This is a genomic window from Candidatus Photobacterium acropomis (genome assembly GCF_030685555.1).
Taxonomy (GTDB): domain Bacteria; phylum Pseudomonadota; class Gammaproteobacteria; order Enterobacterales; family Vibrionaceae; genus Photobacterium; species Photobacterium lucens.
Genome location: NZ_CP131608.1, coordinates 911,805 through 933,938 on the forward strand (window position 1 = coordinate 911,805; position 22,134 = coordinate 933,938).

18 protein-coding genes are annotated in these 22,134 nt (G+C 39.9%); 9 read left to right on the plus strand and 9 right to left on the minus strand.

All coding sequences use genetic code 11. The features are described 5' to 3' along the window. The first annotated feature begins 77 nt into the window (after positions 1-77). On the plus strand, positions 78-695 hold the full coding sequence (locus Q7657_RS04090) for an HAD family hydrolase (protein ID WP_107165711.1): 618 nt from the start codon (positions 78-80) through the stop codon (positions 693-695). 111 nt (positions 696-806) lie between these two features. On the opposite strand, the gene hemB is transcribed toward Q7657_RS04090, so the two are convergent. Next, positions 807-1,799, minus strand: a complete 993-nt coding sequence (hemB, locus tag Q7657_RS04095) for a porphobilinogen synthase (protein WP_107165712.1) — start codon at positions 1,797-1,799, stop codon at positions 807-809. A 69-nt stretch (positions 1,800-1,868) separates the two neighbouring features. Between hemB and Q7657_RS04100 the strand changes: the two genes are divergently transcribed. Continuing rightward, positions 1,869-2,168 (plus strand): hypothetical protein, encoded by a 300-nt coding sequence (locus Q7657_RS04100; protein ID WP_498825985.1) that lies wholly within the window; start codon positions 1,869-1,871, stop codon positions 2,166-2,168. 3 nt (positions 2,169-2,171) lie between these two features. On the opposite strand, the gene Q7657_RS04105 is transcribed toward Q7657_RS04100, so the two are convergent. Continuing rightward, positions 2,172-2,465, minus strand: a complete 294-nt coding sequence (locus Q7657_RS04105) for a hypothetical protein (RefSeq protein ID WP_053988987.1) — start codon at positions 2,463-2,465, stop codon at positions 2,172-2,174. 506 nt (positions 2,466-2,971) lie between these two features. Between Q7657_RS04105 and Q7657_RS04110 the strand changes: the two genes are divergently transcribed. After that, entirely contained in the window at positions 2,972-4,234 is a 1,263-nt protein-coding gene (locus tag Q7657_RS04110) for a dicarboxylate/amino acid:cation symporter (RefSeq protein WP_008989231.1), read from the plus strand. Positions 4,235-4,286: 52 nt separating this feature from the next. Here Q7657_RS04110 and Q7657_RS04115 read toward each other — a convergent pair whose 3' ends face one another. Beyond that, positions 4,287-5,138 carry an SIS domain-containing protein gene (locus Q7657_RS04115; RefSeq protein WP_107165714.1) on the minus strand — a complete coding sequence of 284 codons (852 nt, stop codon included), beginning with the start codon at positions 5,136-5,138 and terminating at the stop codon, positions 4,287-4,289. A gap of 252 nt (positions 5,139-5,390) precedes the next feature. On the opposite strand from Q7657_RS04115, the gene murQ reads away from it, so the two are divergent. The 3 genes from murQ to Q7657_RS04130 all read left to right on the plus strand — a co-directional run bounded on the left by murQ (position 5,391) and on the right by Q7657_RS04130 (position 9,536). After that, positions 5,391-6,296 (plus strand): N-acetylmuramic acid 6-phosphate etherase, encoded by a 906-nt coding sequence (gene murQ / locus Q7657_RS04120; protein ID WP_107165715.1) that lies wholly within the window; start codon positions 5,391-5,393, stop codon positions 6,294-6,296. A 30-nt stretch (positions 6,297-6,326) separates the two neighbouring features. After that, positions 6,327-7,781 carry a PTS N-acetylmuramic acid transporter subunit IIBC gene (murP, locus tag Q7657_RS04125; RefSeq protein ID WP_107165716.1) on the plus strand — a complete coding sequence of 485 codons (1,455 nt, stop codon included), beginning with the start codon at positions 6,327-6,329 and terminating at the stop codon, positions 7,779-7,781. 933 nt (positions 7,782-8,714) lie between these two features. Next, positions 8,715-9,536, plus strand: a complete 822-nt coding sequence (locus Q7657_RS04130) for a DUF2971 domain-containing protein (RefSeq protein WP_107165717.1) — start codon at positions 8,715-8,717, stop codon at positions 9,534-9,536. A 209-nt stretch (positions 9,537-9,745) separates the two neighbouring features. Here Q7657_RS04130 and pflB read toward each other — a convergent pair whose 3' ends face one another. Together pflB and Q7657_RS04140 are read right to left on the minus strand one after the other, a co-directional pair. Continuing rightward, positions 9,746-12,043, minus strand: coding sequence for a formate C-acetyltransferase (gene pflB / locus Q7657_RS04135; RefSeq protein ID WP_107165718.1), 2,298 nt, complete (start codon positions 12,041-12,043; stop codon positions 9,746-9,748). A gap of 382 nt (positions 12,044-12,425) precedes the next feature. Then, positions 12,426-14,132, minus strand: a complete 1,707-nt coding sequence (locus Q7657_RS04140) for an electron transfer flavoprotein-ubiquinone oxidoreductase (RefSeq protein WP_107165719.1) — start codon at positions 14,130-14,132, stop codon at positions 12,426-12,428. Between the two features lie 146 nt (positions 14,133-14,278). On the opposite strand from Q7657_RS04140, the gene Q7657_RS04145 reads away from it, so the two are divergent. The 3 genes from Q7657_RS04145 (at position 14,279) to Q7657_RS04155 (ending at position 17,874) form a co-directional block, all read left to right on the plus strand. Then, on the plus strand, positions 14,279-15,112 hold the full coding sequence (locus tag Q7657_RS04145; protein ID WP_107165919.1) for an electron transfer flavoprotein subunit beta/FixA family protein: 834 nt from the start codon (positions 14,279-14,281) through the stop codon (positions 15,110-15,112). After that, on the plus strand, positions 15,112-16,068 hold the full coding sequence (locus tag Q7657_RS04150; RefSeq protein WP_107165720.1) for an electron transfer flavoprotein subunit alpha/FixB family protein: 957 nt from the start codon (positions 15,112-15,114) through the stop codon (positions 16,066-16,068). The genes Q7657_RS04145 and Q7657_RS04150 overlap by 1 nt, the downstream gene beginning before the upstream one ends. A gap of 411 nt (positions 16,069-16,479) precedes the next feature. After that, complete coding sequence (locus Q7657_RS04155; RefSeq protein WP_107165721.1) at positions 16,480-17,874, plus strand: peptide MFS transporter; 1,395 nt, start codon at positions 16,480-16,482, stop codon at positions 17,872-17,874. A gap of 70 nt (positions 17,875-17,944) precedes the next feature. On the opposite strand, the gene Q7657_RS04160 is transcribed toward Q7657_RS04155, so the two are convergent. The 4 genes from Q7657_RS04160 to msrP form a co-directional block, all read right to left on the minus strand. Beyond that, entirely contained in the window at positions 17,945-19,282 is a 1,338-nt protein-coding gene (locus tag Q7657_RS04160) for an MATE family efflux transporter (RefSeq protein ID WP_107165722.1), read from the minus strand. A 122-nt stretch (positions 19,283-19,404) separates the two neighbouring features. After that, entirely contained in the window at positions 19,405-20,031 is a 627-nt protein-coding gene (locus tag Q7657_RS04165) for a hypothetical protein (RefSeq protein ID WP_107165723.1), read from the minus strand. A 214-nt stretch (positions 20,032-20,245) separates the two neighbouring features. Next, the gene (msrQ, locus tag Q7657_RS04170) at positions 20,246-20,914 is read right to left on the minus strand and encodes a protein-methionine-sulfoxide reductase heme-binding subunit MsrQ (protein WP_107165724.1); all 669 of its coding nucleotides are present in this window, start codon (positions 20,912-20,914) and stop codon (positions 20,246-20,248) included. Further along, positions 20,914-21,930 (minus strand): protein-methionine-sulfoxide reductase catalytic subunit MsrP, encoded by a 1,017-nt coding sequence (msrP, locus tag Q7657_RS04175; RefSeq protein WP_107165725.1) that lies wholly within the window; start codon positions 21,928-21,930, stop codon positions 20,914-20,916. The genes msrQ and msrP overlap by 1 nt, the downstream gene beginning before the upstream one ends. Positions 21,931-22,134 lie beyond the last annotated feature (204 nt).

The following is a 22,134-nucleotide window of genomic DNA, read 5'->3' on the forward strand; positions in this document are numbered from 1 at the left end:
AAGGGCGTAGGTTATTTCTATACAAGTAAAATTCTTTATTATTACCAATACTTAGCAGTACTGCGAGAGGAGAGAATATGGAACACAGTAACATTAAGAATGTCGTTTTCGATGTGGGTAACGTGCTGGTTCGTTGGTCTCCTACTGAAATAGTAAAACTGACATTTGGTGATGACGTAAAGCCTGAGCCGCTTGCACAAGCTGTATTTAATAGCAAAACATGGCGAGATTTAAACAAAGGCTTATTAACAGAAGAAGAAACAAAACTTCAGTATCAAGATTTCCACGGTTTAACTGAACCAGAATGTGAACGTCTATTTTACTACATCAAGCAAACTCAAATCCTTATTTATGATTCAGTCAAATTACTCCAACGCATAAAGGCGGCAGGGTACAAAGTGTTTGCGCTTACTGATAATGTGAATGAAATTGTTTCATTTCTGCAGAACAAATACGATTTTTGGCAGCAGTTTGATGGTGAGATCGTTTCGGCTGACGTGTGTTTGTTAAAGCCACAGCCTGAGATCTACCAGTCTTTGCTATCGAAGTATGATTTAGAAGCCCAAGAATCGGTATTTTTAGATGATATGCCACATAACGTGAGCGGAGCGAAATCAGTAGGTTTATCTGCTATTCAATTTAAACATGCAGCGCAATGTGAACGAGATTTACACGCAATGGGGATGGCGTTTTAGCTTGCGTAATTAAGCGAAGTGACGTTATTTAATATATTGAAAATAAACGTCTTAAGTCTGATTTTTTATTAGATAGACTTAAGACGTTAATGATTAGATAGTAGCTATGGTTTAAGCTTTGTCTTCAGCCATCCACTGTGCAACTTGCTTAGTGTAGTAACTTACAATCAAATCTGCACCAGCACGTTTAAAGCCAGTCAATGTTTCGTATACCACACGCTTTTCATCAAGAGCACCAGCAAGTGCAGCAAATTTAATTCCAGCGTATTCACCGCCCACTTGGTAAACTGCTAAAGGTAAGTGGGTTTCACGGCGAAGATTTGCAACCACATCAAGGTATGGTGTACCCGGTTTCACCATCAGAATATCTGCGCCTTCTTCTTCATCAAGTAGTGCTTCTTGTAGTGCTTGACGACCATTGGCGCAATCCATTTGGTACTCTTTGCGATCGCCTGTTAATTCACAATCTACCGCAGTACGGAACGGACCATAGAAAGAAGAAGCAAACTTCACCGCATGAGCCAGAATAGCCACATGCTCAAAGCCAGCAGCATCCAAACCTTCACGGATAGCTTTCACTTGACCATCCATCATTGCAGATGGCGCTAACATATCCGCACCTGCACGAGCAGCGGTAACACTTTGCTTAACTAATAGCTCAAGCGTTTCATCGTTTAGTACATGCTCATCGTGGTAAACGCCACAGTGACCGTGTGTTGTATATTCACAGAAACAAATATCAGGAATAACCATCATATCAGGGCATGCTGCTTTAATGGTTTTCACCATACGTGCCAATAAACCATCGTCATTCCATGTATCGCTGCCGATTTCATCTTTAGTGTGTGAAATACCGAACGGCATAACATAGCGAACACCTAGCTGATAAAGTACTTTTACTTCATCTGCTAACATGGTTTCAGGAATGCGTGAAATGCCAGGCATGGTGCTGATTGGCACTTCTTCCGTTAGGGTTTCTTCGATGAAAATAGGGTGGATTAAATCAGCAAGTTTGAATTCATTTTCACGAACAAGATCACGCATATTTGCGCTGCGACGCATACGGCGGATGCGTTTAAGAGGGGTAGAAGTAGAGTTAGTCATTGGATATTGTCATTTTTAATAATAAATACGTATACATCATACAAAAAATAACATTCATATCAAATTTTAATGAAACAAAAATCCTATTACATCAAGAGGTGGTTTTTAACGAGAAATCGTGTTGGGAATAACAAACAGCTATCATTTATTAAAGAGCTTATTTGCAGAGATGTAAGAAGAACGATGAATAAAACTACTCAGGGAAGATTGATCTTTATTTTAGTTAGCATACTCATTTGTTTTGCTGGTGGTTTTGGGGTTGGAAAATATTACCGCCAGCAAGAAAAGCTTGCTTTAGAACAAGCAAAGCAAGAAGCCAAAGCAGCTGCGCAACAAGCAAAGCGAGAACGCTGGTTAGACGTTGAGTAACGTTTAGAGATCTCGCATAATAATTTCAAAGTTTTCATCAGCTTCGTCAATCATACGTGATACCAGATCTGCGTCCTTGTTTGATAGAATAATGTCCCATGAACTTTTCACTGAACGGGTTTTGTATACCAGATCAACACCAGATTCGATTTTCTTAAAAGCCAGTTTGTGGAAATCGCCTTCTAATACCTTCTTTTTCCCTTCGATCATAAATTGAATTGAGCCAGTAGGGCTAATATAGACATCCACTTCAGAACTGTTGTTAGGAAGTTTAAAATGCTTATGTTCAATATACATAATCACTCCTTGGTTTGAGTTTCACCACAATATATTCAAAACTCGTACCAAAAATATAAGTAATAAAATCAGATGATTAATAGTTGTGCGTGATATTTCCCCCAAAAAATGCCCATAAGCGGTGAGCCATTGAACTAAAACAGTGCATCGATGAAGGTTCAATAGCGTTTGAGATATAGCGCAAATCTCTCTACTGACCTATCTCTTTTATCGTCTAGTAATAGTCGTCTCTGTATGAGAAGTGGTCAATTTTATTTATTTTCCGATTACACAATAAAATATTATCCTGCAATGGAAAATGACCCTTAACGCATTATCACTCAATACGTTATGTGAAAAATGACTATATTTTTGGTGAAATACTCCGAATGATCAATGTTGCATTTTTGTAAAATGAAGCTTTGAATTGTTTCATTGTTGTGTACTATGCACTGGCTCAACAGCAAAATAGTGTTATTAGTCACTATTAAATTATAAAAACACAACATAACAATCGGAGATGAGCAATGGATAAATCGCTCTCAACCAAGATCTTTGTCGGTCTTTTTGCAGGTCTAATAATCGGAACAGCAATCCAATATGTTTTTAACGATATAGCACTCTTTGATACTTATCTATTAGGTGCAGCAGAAGGGGCGGGTGGTATGTTTGTATCACTGATCAAACTGCTCGTTGTACCTCTTGTCTTTGTATCTATTGTTTGCGGTATCGTGGAATTAAAAGATGTCAAAGCGTTTGGTCGTCTTGGTGGTAAAACTTTTGCGCTCTACATTATTAATACCATTATTGCGATCAGTGCTGCGTTAGCGGTAGGTATGATTTTCCAGCCGGGTAAAGGGGCTAACTTAGCTGGTAGCGTATCTGAAACCGTCAAACTGACAACAACAGAAACGCCTAATATCTTTGATTTAGTGGTGAACATTGTACCAAGCAACCCAGTACAAGCTTTTGCTAATGGTGACATGTTACAAATCATCTTTATGGCGATTTTAACTGGTCTTGCAATTCAAGCACTTGATTCTCGCGGTGGTCCTGCTATTCGTACCTTTAAGGTCGCTAATGAGATCATGATGAAGCTGGTTGGTTTAGTGATGAGCCTTGCTCCATACGGTGTCTTTGCTCTAATGATCCAATTAGGGGCTACATTGGATTCAAATACGCTGTTATCTGTTGCAGGTTACGTCGCGTTAGTTGTTAGTATGCTGGTGTTTTGGATCTTCTTCTTCTATCCAATGGCAGTGAGTCTTGCGACAGGCACATCTCCGAAAACCTTCTTACGTGCGACTCGTGAGCAGATCTTATTCTCGCTATCAACAGCAAGTTCAAACGCAACTATTCCTGTAACTATGCGAACGCTTACGGAAAAATTGAACGTATCAAAATCAGTCGCAGGTTTTGGTGTACCACTGGGTGCAACTATGAACATGTCTGGTGTTTCTATTTACATTGCATTGGCAACCATCTTTGTGGCGAATGCATTTGGTCAGCCAATTAACTCGTCAGATATCGTGACATTAGGGTTAACCATCTTGCTATTGTCTGTAGGTGCAGGTGGTGTACCGGGCGGTGGTATCGTGATGGTAGGCGTATTGCTGAACCAATTAGGATTACCAGCAGAAGGCTTAGCCATTGTTGCAGCCGTCGATCGTATTAACGATATGTTCTGTACTTCATCAAACGTGGTAGGTGATACAGCAGTAAACACTATTGTTGCTAAAACCGAAGGTGCTATTGAAGAGCCAGTCAATGCAGAAGTAAACCCTGCTTAAAAGTAAATTCATTCAATGACAAAGCGGAGCTCAGGCTCCGCTTTTTCTTATCTTAAATCTTCTCAATTGCGGAAGAGATATCATTGAGCAGTAGCTTTGCATCATCACTTCTTATTTGCAGTAAAGCCATGAAAAGAAGATCAGTAATAACGTTCTGGGCTGTACGTGATGATATAGAAGAACTACGAAATTGAATTTCATCTGCAATCGTATCAATAGTGTAGTGAGCTAATTTTCGCAATGGATTGTTCTTTACGTTGGTTAAAGCAATGACTGTTGCTCCTTTTTCATAAGCATATTGTGCTGCCATCAGCACTTCTTTTCGTTTCCCTGAAAAGGAGATTGCGATGAGAATGTCATTCTTTGTTAACGTATTGGCTGTTGCTATTTGGACATGTGGATCTTGCTCTGTGAGTGCTGTAATACCTATTTTTAGCAACTTAAAAGTAAGATCTTTAGCTGTTAGTGCTGAGCCGCCAATCCCAACAATTTGAATACGTTGCGCTTGATGAATGAGTTTTATGACTGTTTCAAATTCTGCATAATTAAGTGCATTGGTTGTTGCGACCATTGCATGTGTTTTTTCTTGAAGTAACTTTTGTGCAATAGTTAGTGATGAGTCACCACTATGAATTTTGTTATGAATAGGTCTTTTAGGCTCAAGAATGGCATTTTTTTGAGCAAGATCTTCAATAATGGCAAGTTTTAGTGCTGTAAACCCCTTAAAACCAAGTCGCTGTGCAAATTTGATCACCCCTGATTGTGAAACACCTACCTTTACTGCGACATCTTGGCTTACGTAGGCACTTAGAGAAGCAGGATCTTCAAGAATAAAGTCTAATATCTTCACTCCATTGCTTGATAAGCTACTTCTTTGGTTTTGCATTCGCTCTAAAATACTCATTTTCACCCAATTTTAATGAATTAATTATTCAATGAGACCTAAACATTATTCATTCGACTTAATTGTTGCTAACTGTTTGAATAAATAAGTTACTTTTCTATTTTTTAGAATGATTTAAAGAGTTATGACTCGTGTTTATTCTTTAATTTTGGCACAAAATGAATAATTTTAGTTGTGATAATTATCACTTAAATGAATTTTTTATTCGTTATGATGCCTCTCAACAAAACCTTCAAGTGATGAGAGCTGATGATGAAAATTGATCTAACAACCTTAGTGACTGAAAGCCGAAATGTAGCAAGCGAGAATATCGATATGCTTTCAACAATCGATATGTTGAAAGTGATTAATCAAGAAGATCAGAAAGTCGCGTTAGCGGTAGAAGCGATTATTCCTGAGATTGCCAAGGTTGTAGATCTTATTTCAGAGGCTTTTCAATCGGGTGGTCGGCTGATTTATACCGGTGCTGGCACATCAGGCCGACTAGGAATTTTAGATGCCAGTGAATGCCCTCCAACATACGGTTCAGATCCTGATTTAGTGATTGGCTTAATTGCTGGTGGTCACAAAGCAATATTAAAAGCAGTTGAAAATGCAGAAGATAACGAAGAACTTGGCGCAACTGATCTACAACAAATCGGCTTTAATCATAAAGATGTACTTGTCGGCATTGCCGCAAGCGGTCGTACACCTTACGTAATTGGCTCGATGAATTACGCAAAAAGCGTGGGTGCTAAGGTTGCGGCATTAAGCTGTAATGGCAATAGCCCAATGGCAGAGATTGCAGACATTAATATCACACCGATTGTTGGTGCTGAAGTTGTCACTGGCTCTTCAAGAATGAAAGCAGGAACAGCCCAAAAGTTAGTGCTTAATATGTTAACCACAGGGGCAATGATCCGTACGGGAAAAGTCTTCGGAAACTTAATGGTTGATGTTGAAGCAACCAACGCCAAACTTATCCAGCGTCAAAAAAATATTGTAGTTGAAGCAACAGGGTGTAGTGAATCACAAGCAGCAGAGGCACTTACCCAATGTAATAACCATTGTAAGACTGCAATTCTTATGATTTTACTAAACATTAATGCAGAGCTAGCTGCAGCAAAACTCAGTAAGCATCATGGCTTTATTCGTCATGCACTTTTAGACCAAGAATAATAAATAATCGGTTATATCGAGGATCATAAGATGGCCAAAATAACTGCTTCAATGATGCAAGAGATACTCACTGCAATAGGCGGTAATGAAAACATTATTAAATGCGGTAACTGCATGACGCGATTACGTCTTACATTACGAGATGATAGCTTAGCTGATCGTGACTCAATCAAACGTATTGCAGGGGTAATGGGGTTAGTTGAAAGTGACGATCAATTTCAGATCGTGTTAGGTCCGGGCAAAGCACAAACCGCCGCTGAAATGATGAATAGCATGCTTGAGAGCGAGCAAAGTGGGGAAGAAACAACGCCCAAAAAACATTCCGACCTAAAAGATGTCGCTTCTGCACATAAACAGCAATTAAAGAAAAAACAAACAAGTGCGGCACAACGCTTTCTAAGTAAGTTTGCAACCATATTTACGCCTTTAATCCCCGGTTTTATTGCCGCAGGTTTATTACTAGGTATAGCGACCTTGCTGGAACAACTTTTTGTTATAGGGCAGGCTTCGCCTAATGCGCATTTACTTGATTTAATTGCGTATATGAAAGTTTTCAGTAAAGGTTTATTTAGCTTCCTAAGTATCCTTATTGGCTATAATGCGCAGCAAGCGTTTGGTGGTTCTGGTGTAAACGGTGCGATTTTAGCTTCACTGTTTGTACTTGGTTATAACCCAGATGCAACGTCTGGCATTTTCTCTGGGATGAACGACTTTTTCGGCAATGGTATTGATCCTCGAGGCAACATTATAGGAGTACTGATTGCCGCCATTATTGGTGCTTGGGTTGAGAAAAAAGTCCGCCAATTTATTCCAGATAATTTAGATATGATTTTAACTTCTATGATCACCTTGTTGATCATGGGTGCTGTTACCTTTGTTATCATCATGCCAATTGGTGGTGAGCTGTTTAAAGGAATGTCATGGTTATTTATCAACTTAAATGGTAATCCATTCGGCAGTGCGATCTTGGCGGGTTTATTCTTAATCTCAGTGATGTTTGGTATTCACCAAGGTTTTGTACCGGTTTACTTTGCTCTGATGGATGCTCAAGGTTTTAACTCTCTTTTCCCGATTTTAGCCATGGCAGGAGCAGGGCAAGTGGGCGCAGCGTTGGCTTTATATGCTAAAGCGAAAAAAGAATCTTTGTTACGTGTGCAAGTAAAAGGGGCGATTATTCCGGGGTTATTAGGTATCGGTGAGCCGCTTATCTATGGTGTGACATTACCACGGGTTAAACCTTTTGTTACTGCTTGTGTGGGTGGCTCTGCTGGTGGTTTCTTTATTGGACTCGTCGCGTATATGGGATTGCCTGTAGGTTTGAATACGGTATTTGGCCCGTCTGGCATAGTGGCTTTACCGCTAATGACCTCAAGTTTAGGTATCTTTGCTGGCATGGCAATATTCACCATAGGTTTGCTGATCGCTTATGTTGTCGGTTTTGTAGCAACATGGTTCTTCGGTACGAAAAATGTCGACTTAAGTTAAGATTGAGCTGTAATTGAAGAGCCAGAAATTCTAATTAAAACGCAAACAATGCAATGACAAGGCGGAGCTCAGGCTCCGCTTTTTTATCTCTTGAGCAGACTGATTTCATTCTTTTATTACGTACTACAGAGCTAAAAAGAAATTAAAAGATAAAAACAATACTAAGATGATGATTTAATTAACTAAATTTATTATAATTACTTTTTGGTATGTGTGTGTTGGCATACAGGGTTAGAATGCTTATTAACATTCTGTCAGTACAACAAAGAGGTATCTGAGGACGATTTGATTAAAGTTGGTTTATTTCTGTTAAGCGCAATATTTTCGGTTATTCTCGTGCAATTTATTGAAAAAAGAAATCTGATTTTCTTCGTAGGCAAAGCCGAGAAAGTTTAATGGTAGAACTTGAAGATATCCAAAATGAGCTGAACGAACATATTGAGCAACATTTTTAGTTTTTGGTAAATCTTAGAACTCAATTCGAATAGTGGAAAGTTACCAGTTCCGATGCCAAGAGAAATTAACCTAGAGGTGCTGTCAGATATGTATCATAAATCATCTACCATGCTCACGTCTTCTCAAAGAATTGCTATTAAACGAATTTCAAGCTCACTTGATTTAATTATGAAAAATTCGCAGTCCTTTATTTACTCGGTATTCGAGCAACGAATCTATTGTATTCAATCTGTAAAAATACAATTAAATTATCATGTCGTTTGGTATTTGAAATTAATCTGTTAAGGCAAGAAAAAGATCGCTTTAAAAAAGGGATGAGCTGAGCTCTAATTCAGCAACATCAACAGTTTTGTATAGCCTTGGCTTTAACGAATTTCAGATTAAAACGTCACGTATTGAGGAAAGTCAGTTTAATGATTTAAACGTGAAAATTTAGTATTAACAGAGCGTTATGTGTAATGAGGATAATATAGCAACATGATTTATCACTATACTAGTGTAGATACATTGTTAAAAATTTTGGAAAGCCAATCTCTTTGGGCATCCGACCTTTCAAAAATGAATGATCCGCAAGAATTTACAGCAGGGCTTGAAATACTAAGAGACTTATTTTCTGAAACATTTCCTGATTCGATTGATTGGTTCAATCATAACCAAATTGTTGGTTCGAACAATCAACAATTACTTTTGGGATGCTCTTTTTCTAATATGTCAGATGATTTGAGCCAATGGAGAGCTTACGGAGATGATGGTTGTGGTGTAGTTATTGGGGTTGATGAAAGTATTCTTCGTTCGCATAATTCAATGACATTACCTCGTTTTTATATAGAAGACGAAAAACCGACAAGTTATGTTCATTTATTCAATGTTATTTACACCAAGCAAGAACTAGTGGCTAAGGCTAATGATCTTTTTTCATCCGCTGGTGACTTTACCAACGATAGAGTTGATAGTTTAGGATTGTCCTTAGGGATATCAAGATTAGCGTGTTCTTACAAAGCTGATTTTTATCATTCAGAGAGTGAAGTTCGCGCAATTATTGAGCACTCAAAAAGGTCTGAACTTTACTTAGAGGAAGACCTTAAAAGTAAACAGACACTTGATCTTAAATTCCGTACTTCCAAATACGGTTTGATTTCCTACTGTAATTTGATGTTAGGACCTCAAGAAAATACGGCTATTAAACAAATTGTTTTAGGACCCAAGTGCAATGTAACTAGCGAAGAGCTGCGGTTTATGCTTATGGCAACTGGTTATGGGGATGTCTCCATTGATAAATCTAAAGGGAGTTACCGCTAGATACATACAATAAAGAGGTATATCTAGTAGTGCTTAGTACTAAATTGTTGGACATGCCACCCTATACAAATATTATCATGCTGCCTAATTAATATTGTTATTAATAACGAAAAACAAAAAAGCCGCCATAGCTAGGTAGGGAACTATGGCGGCAAATTGGTAATACCTTTGGGTAGGCAGTCAGGTATTACCAACGTAGTAGCAAATTATTAAATCTTATTAGTAAAGGTACGGCTAATTACATCTTGTTGCTGTTCACGAGTTAGTGAGTTAAAACGCACTGCGTAACCAGAAACACGAATTGTTAGCTGTGGGTATTTCTCTGGGTGCTCAACAGCATCAAGTAACATGTCACGGTTTAATACGTTCACGTTTAGGTGTTGACCACCTTCGATGCCATCTGATGCGCCTGCTGCTTCGTGGTGGAAGTAACCATCCATTAGGGCTGCAAGGTTTTGTTTCTGTGTGTTTTCATCTTTACCTAATGCATTTGGCACGATAGAGAAGGTGTATGAGATACCGTCTTTCGCGTAAGCAAATGGTAGTTTAGATACTGATGTTAGTGATGCTACTGCACCGTTTTCATCACGACCGTGCATTGGGTTTGCACCTGGGCCAAATGGCATACCAGCACGACGACCACAAGGTGTGTTACCTGTCTTCTTACCGTACACAACGTTTGATGTGATGGTTAAGATTGATTGTGTTGGAATTGCTTCACGGTACATGCTCATCTTCTGAATCTTCTTCATGAAGCGCTCAACAAGGTCGCAAGCAATGTCATCTACACGTGGGTCGTTGTTACCGAATTTAGGGTAGTCGCCTTCGATGTTAAAGTCGATTGCTACGCCATCTTCGTCACGTACTGGTGTTACTTTGGCAAACTTAATTGCTGCTAGTGAGTCAGCAACTACAGATAGACCTGCAATACCACATGCCATTGTACGGCGTACATCGCGATCCATTAATGCCATTAGTGATGCTTCGTAGCTGTAACGGTCGTGAGAGTAGTGGATGATGTTCAGTGCTGTCACGTATTGTGTTGCTAACCAATCTAGCATTGAATCGAAGCGTGGCATTAGTGAATCAAAGTCTAATACTTCGTCATCAATTTTCGCTAGTTGTGGACCAACTTGTGCTTTTGATTTTTCGTCAACACCGCCGTTGATTGTGTAAAGTAATGCTTTTGCAAGGTTAGCGCGAGCGCCAAAGAACTGCATATGCTTACCAACAACCTGTGGGCTTACACAACATGCGATTGCGTAGTCATCGTTGTTGAAATCAGGACGCATTAGGTCGTCGTTTTCGTATTGAACAGATGATGTTTCAATCGATACTTTCGCTGCGTATTGCTTGAATGCAATCGGTAGTTGCTCAGACCAAAGAATCGTCATGTTTGGCTCTGGCGCTGGACCCATTGTGTGTAGCGTATGTAGGTAACGGAATGTTGTTTTCGTTACTAGTGTACGACCGTCAACACCCATACCCGCCATTGCTTCTGTTGCCCAGATTGGGTCGCCAGAGAACAGTGAATCGTACTCAGGTGTACGTAGGAAACGCACCATACGTAGCTTCATGATGAAGTGGTCGATCATCTCTTGCGCTTCTTGCTCGTTGATCAAGCCATTTTGAATATCACGCTCGATGAATACATCAAGGAATGTTGATGTACGACCTAGTGACATTGCTGCGCCGTTTTGAGATTTAACTGCTGCTAGGTAGCCGAAGTAAGTGAACTGGATCGCTTCTTGTGCTGTGCGAGCAGGTGCTGACATGTCGATGCCGTATTTCAAGCCCATTTGACGGATGTCTTCTAGTGCTTGTACTTGATCTGCTAGCTCTTCACGTAGGCGAAGTGTTTTTTCTAGATCTTGACCTTGCTCTAGGAATGCTTGAGTTGATTTGTATTGTTCTTGCTTATCAGCTTTAAGGAAATCAATACCGTATAGTGCAAGACGACGGTAGTCACCAATAATACGACCACGACCGTAAGCATCTGGTAGACCTGTGATGATGCCTGATTTACGACATGCTAGGATTTCTTTGGTGTATAGGTCGAAACACGCTTTGTTGTGTGTTTTACGGTAGTCAGTAAAGATTTTCTCTACGTTTTCGTCTAGTTGACGACCATATACTTCACATGAGTTCTTAACCATGCGAATACCACCGTTAGCGATGATTGCACGCTTAAGTGGTTGGTCAGTTTGTAGACCTACAATTTTTTCTAGATCTTTGTTGATGTAGCCAGCATCGTGAGATGTGATTGTTGATGGTAAATCAGTATCGAAATCAACCGGTGCGTGAGTGCGGCTTTCTTCTTTAATACCTTCTAGAACGGTATTCCATAGTGATGTTGTTGTTTCCGTTACATCAGCTAGGAAAGACTCATCCCCTTCATATGGCGTGTAGTTAGTTTGGATAAAGTCACGCGTATTAACTTCTTGCTGCCAGTTACCAGCACTAAAACCTTTCCATGCTTCTAGCATTTCAGTAGTAGGGATTGTCATAATGTTTACCTCAATAGGTGATATATGCGAATGCGTCATGATGAGATGGACTCACCATAAACTTAAAATCTGATGTGTGTTGAGCACGATCGGCTGATTTTAATTCACTGCTTTTGAAGCTTTTTTTGATTATTAACAGGCGTTATTTCGCTGTCTTTGCTGCTTCTTGGCTTGAGGCAAATACTATGATTTATAAGTGTATGAGTAAAATGAATGCTTTTCATTTTTTAAATGCATTTTGTGCATATTGGTTATGGTTAAGCTGAAAGGATAATTACTTTATCATTTAAAAACAGTACTTTAATTGTTTTTACTTGTCTGTGCGACATTAGAAGCATTTTGTTGTTTGAGGGATTTTACATTCAAAAAAAGTTTGGGCTTATTACATTTTTCTATAATTAGGCCCTGATCCGCTCTCGGGTGGTATCCATGAAATGTTCTGTGATGGATCTTTTATATCGCAGGCTTTGCACTGTAGACAGTTCCCTGCATTGATTTGAAATCGTACTTGGTTGTTTTCTTCTATTACTTCATAAACACCTGCTGGGCAGTAGCGTTGACTGGGTTCATCAAACTTGGTGAGGTGTTGCTGTATTGGAATTAAAGCATCGTGTAATAAAAGGTGGCAGGGTTGATCGTCTGGGTGATTAATCGAGGTAAGATACAGCGACGATGTTTTATCAAAACTTAATTGGTTATCAGGTTTGGGGTAGTGAATGGGCGTGGCTTCGGAAATAGGTAGTAAACATTGGTGATCGGCTTTGCTGTGAGTAAGTTGCCATTTGGCGTTACCGTTAAAGAGGCTCTGCTCGATTAACGTTGCAAAAGCTCCTGTAAGTTGTCCGAATTTCTGAATGTTAGCGCAGGTGTTTCTGGCTTGATGTAATTCTTCATATAGCCAACTACTTTCAAATAAGGCTTGATAGCAAGGTTCGGTATGGCTGTGATCTTTCATCAATTCACTGTATATCGCTCTTGCTGCTAACATGCCGGATTTCATGGCGGTGTGGCAACCTTTTAATTTGTTCATATTTAATGTGCCAGCATCACAACCAATAAGTACACCGCCTTGGAATGATTGTTTAGGTAGGGAGGCTAAACCACCTTTGGTAATCGCTCTTGCACCGTATTCAATCCGTTTGCCGTTTTTAAGTGCGGTGGCAAAAACTGGGTGATGCTTTAAACGTTGAAACTCATCAAATGGGCTTAAATAGGGATTGCGATAGTTTAAGTCGGTGATCAAGCCAACAGCGATATGTTCATCATCCATGTGATACATAAAAGCGCCGCCAGTGGTCTGTGATTCACTCAAAGGCCAACCTAGACTGTGAATGACATGCCCAGCTTTATGATGTTTAGGCACGTGCCACACTTCTTTAATGCCTAGTGCATAGTGTTGCGGCTGGCTATGTTTATCTAATTTCAGTTGTTTGATCAGTGATTTACCCAAATGACCTCGGCTACCTTCGGCAAAAATGGTATAGCGAGCATTAATTATCATACTGGGTTGATAGGTCGATTTAGGTTCGCCTTGCTTATCTATTCCCATGGCTTTGGTAATGATCCCTTTAACACTACTCATATAGATTGGTAGATCTGCATTATCTTCAGTGACAATGTCACTTCTTTGATGTTCAAACAACACTTTCTCTGCACTGAAACCGGGGTAAATTTCCACACCAAGTTGCTCTGCTTGTTTTCCTAGCCAACGGCATAATTCACTTAAACTGATCACGTAACTGTTTTTATTGTCGGTGTTTTTCGGACGAAAAAGGGCAGGAATAGTGATTGATGCGTGATCATCAGTAAGCCAGTAGAAATCGTCTTGTTTTGCTTTAGTGGTAACGGGGCAATCGGTTTGTTGCCAGTCGGGAATAAGCTCGTTTAATGCGTGGGGATCAAACAGTGCCCCCGATAAGATATGACCGCCAATGTCGGCACTTTTTTCTATAACAGCAATGGAGAGTGGGCGTTGATGCTCTTTGGCAAGTTGCGCTAATTGAATTGCACTTGATAACCCCGCAGGGCCTGCTCCGACAATCAAAACATCAAAAGAAATACTTTCTAGCGTACTGTTTTCTTCTGCCATTGCGTGCTCCTTTACTGTTTCATTTAACTATAGTCCAGTTGACGTAAACGTAAATTCAACTAGGCTCAAAGAAAGTAACACATTCCAGTATTAGCCGTTAAATCAACGACTTCTTATAAGAGGTGTGCGATATGGCAGAGTCTAGTTTGAAAATTCTTGTTGCGATTAAGCGAGTAATAGACCCGTATGTGGCTATTCGTGTCAAAGACGATCACAGTGGTATTGATGATCACAATACGAAAATGACCATTAATCCGTTTTGCGCTATTGCTCTTGAACAAGCGGTACAAATGAAAGAGCAAGGATTAGCACAAGAAATCATTGTGGTAAGTGTTGGCGATGACAGTTGTAATGAATCATTAAGAACCGCATTGGCATTAGGTGGCGATCGTGCCATTCATATTAATACTGCTGATTTTCTATCAGATAATGCTGCAAGTTCTAGTGTTAGCCTATTTACACCATTAAAAATCGCGAATGTGTTAGCTGTATTGGCACAACAACAAGACTGTGATTTGGTGTTGATGGGAAAACAATCTATTGATGGTGATAATAATCAAACGCCACAAATGTTGGCTGGCTTATTAGATTGGCCTCAAGCCACATTTGCTTCAGAAATAAAGCCTGATCCAAATCGTGATAATCCTGCGTTATTAGTTACAAGAGAAGTCGATGCTGGGCTTGAAATCTTATCGGTCGATTTACCTTGCGTGGTTAGCTGCGATCTTCGACTAAACACCCCCCGTTTTGCGTCTTTGCCTAATATCATGAAGGCGAAATCTAAATCGCTTACTTGCTCTTCTTTAGCTACTTTCATTGATGACAATATCTCGCTATATCCCAATTTAGCGTCATTAGCTAAACCAGTTTCTCAAACCATTATTAAATACAGTAAGCCCCAGCAGCGCAGTGCAGGTGTGATGGTGGAAAGCATTGATGAGTTGATTGATAAACTTACTCAGGAAGCGAAGGTGATCTAATGGACAGTACTAAAGTATTGATCATTGCTGAACATGATCAGGTGAATCTATCTATTGCCACACGTAAAACAATAACTGCGGCCCATTCATTAAAACAATACAGTGACAACGTCACTATTTCTGTGCTGGTGGCTGGCTGCGATTGTTCGAATGTGGCAGAGCAAGCTGCGTATTTAGAGGGTGTAGAGCAAGTATTGGTTGCTGATGATGCGTGTTATCAATATTTGCTTGCTGAAAATATTGCAAAGTTGGTTGCCGACATCGCCTCTCAATATACGCATCTATTTATAAGCTCAAGTACTCAAGGTAAAGATCTGCTGCCTCGTATTGCAGCAAAACTGAATGTTGAACAATTGTCAGATGTGATGGGATTTACATCTCTACATTCTGTGGTTCGTCCTATTTATGCAGGCAATGCGATTGCGGAAGTGAGTTCAAGTGATTCTTATATCGTCTCAACCATTCGTGCCGCAAGTTTTGATGCCTGTAATAGTAGTGATAGTAGTGCTGAAATTGTTCATCTTGATAAGGCTTTTGAGAGTACATCGACACGTTTTGTTGAGTTACAGGCATCTAAAAGTGAACGTCCAGAGTTAGCCAATGCAAATGTCGTGGTCGCTGGTGGTAGAGGTGTTGCAAGTAAGGAAGGCTTTGTATTGATCGAACAACTAGCCGATGTGTTAGGTGGTGCGGTGGGGGCATCACGAGCCGCTGTAGATGCTGACTATATTTCAAATGATCACCAAATAGGGCAGACGGGTAAGATAATTTCCCCCGATCTGTATATTGCGGCGGGGATTTCAGGTGCGATTCAACACATTGCAGGGATCAAAGATGCCAAAGTCATTGTGGCTATCAATAAAGATCCTGAAGCTACAATTTTTAGTTATGCGGACTATGGATTAGTGGGAGATCTATTTGAACTGATCCCTGATTTTATTCATAAATATGAATAATGTTTTTTAGCATAGCGTATTGATTGTCAGAGTAATGTCAGCATATCTATTGGTATCATAGTGGAATAATTCGTATTTAACTTTTTGATAGTGACTTTTTGCTACGCATGATGCATTTTGTTGTTAAGGTTAAAAAATAATCTCAAATTTGGATTTATTAACTGCATTATGTTTATTTTGCGGTCTTATATTTTACTTTTTAAGCATTTGTTTAGTCTTATAGTCTGAAAGATAAATGTAACACAATGTTTCATGGTTTTTGGGCTTTTTTAATTAATTGCTTTTATAACATGTGGTTATATAAATTATACAATGTAGCGATATTATCCTTTATTGAATGATAACTCACTATGCTTTATAACGTTCCTGGTATTCATTTATTGAATAAAATTGAGATTAAAAGGAATAGTTATGAGCAAAGACCAAGGCGCTTTATTAGGGCACCCGAAAGGGCTGTTCTTACTTTTTGGTACTGAATTGTGGGAACGCTTCTGTTTTTACGGCATGCGCGCCATCCTCGTTCTTTACCTTACAGAGAAAACCATGAATGGTGGTTTTGGCTGGACAACGAAAGATGCCTTGGGTTTATACGCAACCTACACTGGCCTTGTTTACTTAACGCCATTGATTGGTGGGTGGATTGCCGATAACTTTTTAGGCCAGCGCCGATGTGTGATGATTGGTGGTGTAGCAATGGCTGCCGCTCAGTTTGTTTTGGCATTGCCTAACTCCGTTGTTGGTGATTCTGCACTGCATGTTTTCTATGCTGGCCTGACTTTAATGATTATTGGTAACGGTCTGTTTAAAGCTAATATCTCAACCATGGTTGGTGACTTATATGAAGAGGGTGATAACCGTCGTGATGGTGCATTCACTATTTTCTATATGGGTATCAACTTGGGTTCGCTACTTGCGGGTATTATCGCAGGTACAGCAGTTTCAATTTGGGGCTATAAAGCAGGTTTTGCGACAGCAGGTATTGGTATCTGTATTGGTTTAACACTGCAAATGCTATTTGCTCATCGCTTCCTTGGTAACATTGGTATTGAGCCAGCGGCAAAGCGTGATGCTGCGAAGAATAAATCGGGTAAGAAAGAGCCATTAACCAAAGTTGAACGTGATCGCCTGAAAGTAATCATGATCATGGGTCTATTTGTTGTTGTGTTCTGGGCTGGTTTTGAGCAAGCCGGTGGTCTGATGAACATTTACACTCAGCAATACACTGACCGTGTTATTGGTAGCTTTACAGTACCAACTGAGTGGTTCCAATCACTTAACCCGTTCTTCATTATTACACTAGCACCGGTTATCGCATCACTATGGGTGAAAATGGGTCCTAAAGAGCCAAGCTCACCAATTAAGTTTGCTTTAGCATTGTTCTTCCTAGCTATTGGTTTCCTATTTATGGTAGGTGCTGCAATGGAGCAAGGCGGTGACTTAACAGTGAAAACATCAATGCTATGGCTTGTAGGTGCATATTTCTTCCATACATTAGGTGAGTTATGTCTATCACCAATCGGTTTATCTATGGTGACCAAACTTGCACCGCTACGTTTATGTTCATTACTAATGGGTGTGTGGTTCTCGTTTAATGCATTAGCAAACTACCTAGCAGGTATTATCGGTTCTCACATTGGTGATGCAGGTGCACTAGCTATCTTCGGTGGTATTGCTGCAGCAGCAACGGTTTCTGGCCTAATTCTTATCTTGTTCTCAGGTAAGCTAATTGATTGGATGCACGGTGCTGAAGGTCAGCCAACAACTGAAATGAAAGAAGCTGAAGCGCAACTTGCAGAAGCGAATTAATTGATAGTATTCAGTTAATAGATAAAACAAAGCCTGCGATTATCGCAGGCTTTGTTGTTTTAGAAATATACTAACTATTTCGATGCGATCTTAACTTGTAAATCATCCAACTGGTCAGCAGCAAACTACAGATAGGTAATGCTACCCAAACACCGTTTACACCAAATAGATGAGCTAAAACAAAGATAAAAATCGAGATCAGTAACAGCTTGCCGCCAGTTAAGATTGAGGCTTCTTTTGGCATGTTGATCGATTGGAAGTAAGTCGCGCCTACAAGTAACATGCCTTCAAATGGTAACCCCCAGAAGTAAAGGAACATGCCATTCGTTGCGACAGGTTGTAGTAATGCATTATCACCAGCAAACAAATACACCACATAATCTGGGAAGCTATAAAGTACAGCAATACCAATGGCTGCAACCGCAAGAGTGACGGCAAAGGCAAGATTACGGGCTTTGATGACGCGATCTTTTAATCCTGCACCGGTATTAAAGCTAGTGATTGGCTGAGTGCCTAATGCAATGCCTTCGAAGATCAAATAGAAAAACGCTTCTGTATAACTCACTATGCCGTAAGCTGCGACATGAATTGGCTTACCAACCATCAAAAAAGCTTTGTTGTGCAGGATCAGTACCACAGAAAGGTACATATACATTAATAAGCTTGATGTACCGAGTTTTAAGATCTGTAGGCAGGTATCAAGTTTTAGCTTTAGGCTATCCCAGTGAATACGCAGTGACGATTTATCACTAAAGAAGTGCTGTAAACACAGTGCACTGGTTGCTGCTTGTGAAAGCATAGTCGCAATGGCTGCTCCCGTTAAGCCCCAAGGGATCACAACAATCAGTAGCCAATCAAGGAAGATATTCAGGACACCACCAAAGATCATAATATAGGTGACACGATTGGGCTGTCCGTCGTTACGTAATAGTGATGAAAATGCCATTGAAAGAATGGCAAAGAAGCCCATGCTGAAATACCAGAATAGGTAATCTGTTGCCATGGTGAGAATTTTACCTTCAGCACCGACCCATTGCAGAATGTCTTTACCGAAGCTAATGCCCAAGCCACAAAAGATCACAGAAGCTATTAAACAAAGACTGAAGGCATTGCCGACAATGTTTCGCGCTTCTTCTGTTTTATTTTCACCGAGTTTAATTGATACCAATGCAGAAGCACCCATACCAATTAATGCACCTAGCGCATAAAGAATAGAGCCAATTGGGTAACCGAGGATAATGGCAGCAAGGCCGTCTTCACCAATAAAGTGACCAACGAACATACCATCAACGGCAACGTAAACGCCTGTAACCAACATGGCTGCAATGGTAGGAAGGGTGTAACGCCAGAATAAGCGAAATATAGAATCGTCGCGTAGGGATAAAGGTTGCGCTAATGAGCCAGACATAAAGACTTCCGTGTAAAGCGATAGTGAAATATCGCACTAGCAACCGATGAATAATGTAGGAAATAAACGTTATTCAGTCGATCAGTCCAAAAAGTTGGCGCATTTTCGATGGTTATTACAACTTAGTCAATCTTATAAATTGCTGTTAGGAAGAGATAACGTAAAACAGGCGAGTGATCATCTGTTCTTTGAAAGGGATGCTGTAATGCCATACTTCCACCTGAGTAGTTGAAGCGTTGCGTTACGCTATTTGCTAATGAATCATCACAAGCTTGAAGTTTAATTCCAACAGTGGCGTAGTCTTGATGATTAGCTGGCAACTCACCTATCCACCAAGCGGGGATTTCTTTACTCGCTTTACTGCGATCAAACCAATGATCAGCCACGATCATAAGATAATGTTGCTCATCTGGAGCGAAGTTTTGCTGCAATAGGGCGATGGTGTTGAGTAAGGCTTCACGTCTTGCTTTATTGGCGCTAACAAAATGATGTGCAATCACCCAAATACAGGTGTTACCGTGTTGAAGACGATAAATCGCCTGTGAGATCAAATGGCTATCTTCAATACGTTTGGCTGTTAAGGGGATATTTTTTTGCGCAGCGTTAGTGATAATACGACGACACAGTGTTTTTGCGAGGTGGTTTTCCTGCATCCCACGGCTATGAATGGTCGGGTAGTGTTGCTCACATAGCAACATACAGTCATGAGCGAGTTGCTCAACACTGGTTGCTAAAATATCACTGAACAAAATGAATGACCTGCATGGGATAACTAAACACAATAAATACTCAAAATGCGAGATATTCATCGTAGCATATAATTTTGTAATGTCATGTAATACATGAAGATTTGATAATTTTTGACAGAGAATTCAAAAAAAAGACCTGTACCAATTGGGATTTAGGTACAGGTTACTAGACAGTGAAAAGCATTCACTTAAATCGGTTTAATTCGGTTGTCTTTTAACTAGCTATCGAGTTTTTTTGATTTCTATTACTCCCCAATTTAAATAGCCAGCGTTTCAGTTTGTCTTTTCGCCAGTACAGTAGGGCGCAAGCAATAATAAGATAAATAACAGGTTCAGTAATACCAGATTTCACAGACCAAAGATAATGTATAGGGCTTAGAAACAGTGCAACATAAACCCAGTTATGTAATTGTTGCCAGCGAGCCCCTAACTTTCTTTGTATCTTTTGCGTTGATGTCAGCGTGAGAAGCAACAATATGATCCAACTAATAGCGCCAATAGCTAAATACGGGCGTTGGATAATTTCTTCACCAATTAATGCCCAATCGAATCCTAAATCCAGTGATACATAAATACTTAAATGGAGTAGCGCCCAAAAGAAGCTGTATAAGCCGAGTACTCTACGCACTTTAACGAGTGTTGCTTGTTTTCCCCAACGCGCAATTGGGCTAATAAGAAGAGTGAGAAATAGTGTATTTAGTGCGGCCTTCCCAGTGTAATGTTCTATGCCTTTGACAGGATCTGCACCAAAACCACCATTGAATGTTTGTATTATCAGTATAGCGACAAACAATAAACTTATAGCGTGAATTACCACTTTTAGCCAAGTAATGTGCACTGGCTTTAATTTAAACCTGCGGTTATAAGTGCTTGTGTTTGTCATTAGTAGTTCCTTTTCAAATCCATGCCTTGGTATAAATTAGCAACAGCATCGCTATAACCATTGAACATAGCCGTTGGCTGACGACGGCTACTAAATAAGCTGCCTTCACCGATAAAACGTTCGCTGGCTTGACTCCAACGAGGGTGATCGACGTTAGGATTTACATTGGCATAAAAACCATACTCGTTCGGTGCGAGGATATTCCATGTAGTTGGTGGTTGTTTGTCAGTTAAAGTAATACGAACAATCGACTTAATACTTTTAAATCCGTACTTCCAAGGTACAACTAAACGTAGTGGTGCTCCGTTTTGAGGTGGTAAGGTTTTACCATATAAGCCAACGGAAAGTAGGGTTAGAGGATGAAGCGCTTCATCTAAACGTAAACCTTCGACATAAGGATAATCAATACCACCACCTAGCGAACGTGAAGCTTGTCCTGGCATTTGTTTAGGATCGTATAAGGTTTGAAAAGCAACATATTTGGCTTTACTGGTAGGGTCGGCACGCTTGATGATGTCTGCAAGGCTAAAGCCAATCCACGGAATATTCATTGACCATGCTTCTACACAACGTAAGCGATAAATACGCTCTTCTAACGGAAATGATGAGAATAGATCGTCATAATCTAACGTTAGCGGTTTATTAACTAATCCATCGATTTTTACTTGCCATGGGTTGGTAATAAAGTTTTTAGCGCGCTCTGCTGGATCGGTTTTATCGGTACCGAACTCATAGAAATTATTGTACTGAAGAATTTTTTTCTCAGGTGTGAGTGAGAGTGTTGGATCGGATAATGATGATTTTATCGTGGTTAACGAGCGACGATTATCGATAGTATTTGTTTGATCATCTGAACTGAACACATCAAAAATACCCGCTGTAGCATTTGACGCTAACGGAAGGGTAGCCGCAGCAATACCTAACTTCTTTAGAATATCACGTCGTTGGCGGTAAATAGGTTCTGGCGTGACATCGCTTTCACGCAAATCCCACTTGTTTGTGTTCTTAATTAACATAGCGTTCCTTTTCTAATTCTGATAATCGGTACAAGTAAATAGACCTACCGAGTACCGATTATCTTTCACAGAAAAGTTAAAATTTTTGCAAATAATGCTATTTAATTGAGCTAATAATCTTTTGTGCTGTTGTAGTAGTTGAACTAGCAAATCTGTTTGCCGTTTAATGTATAAAATAAATTGTTTATTGAGTGTTGAGGAAAC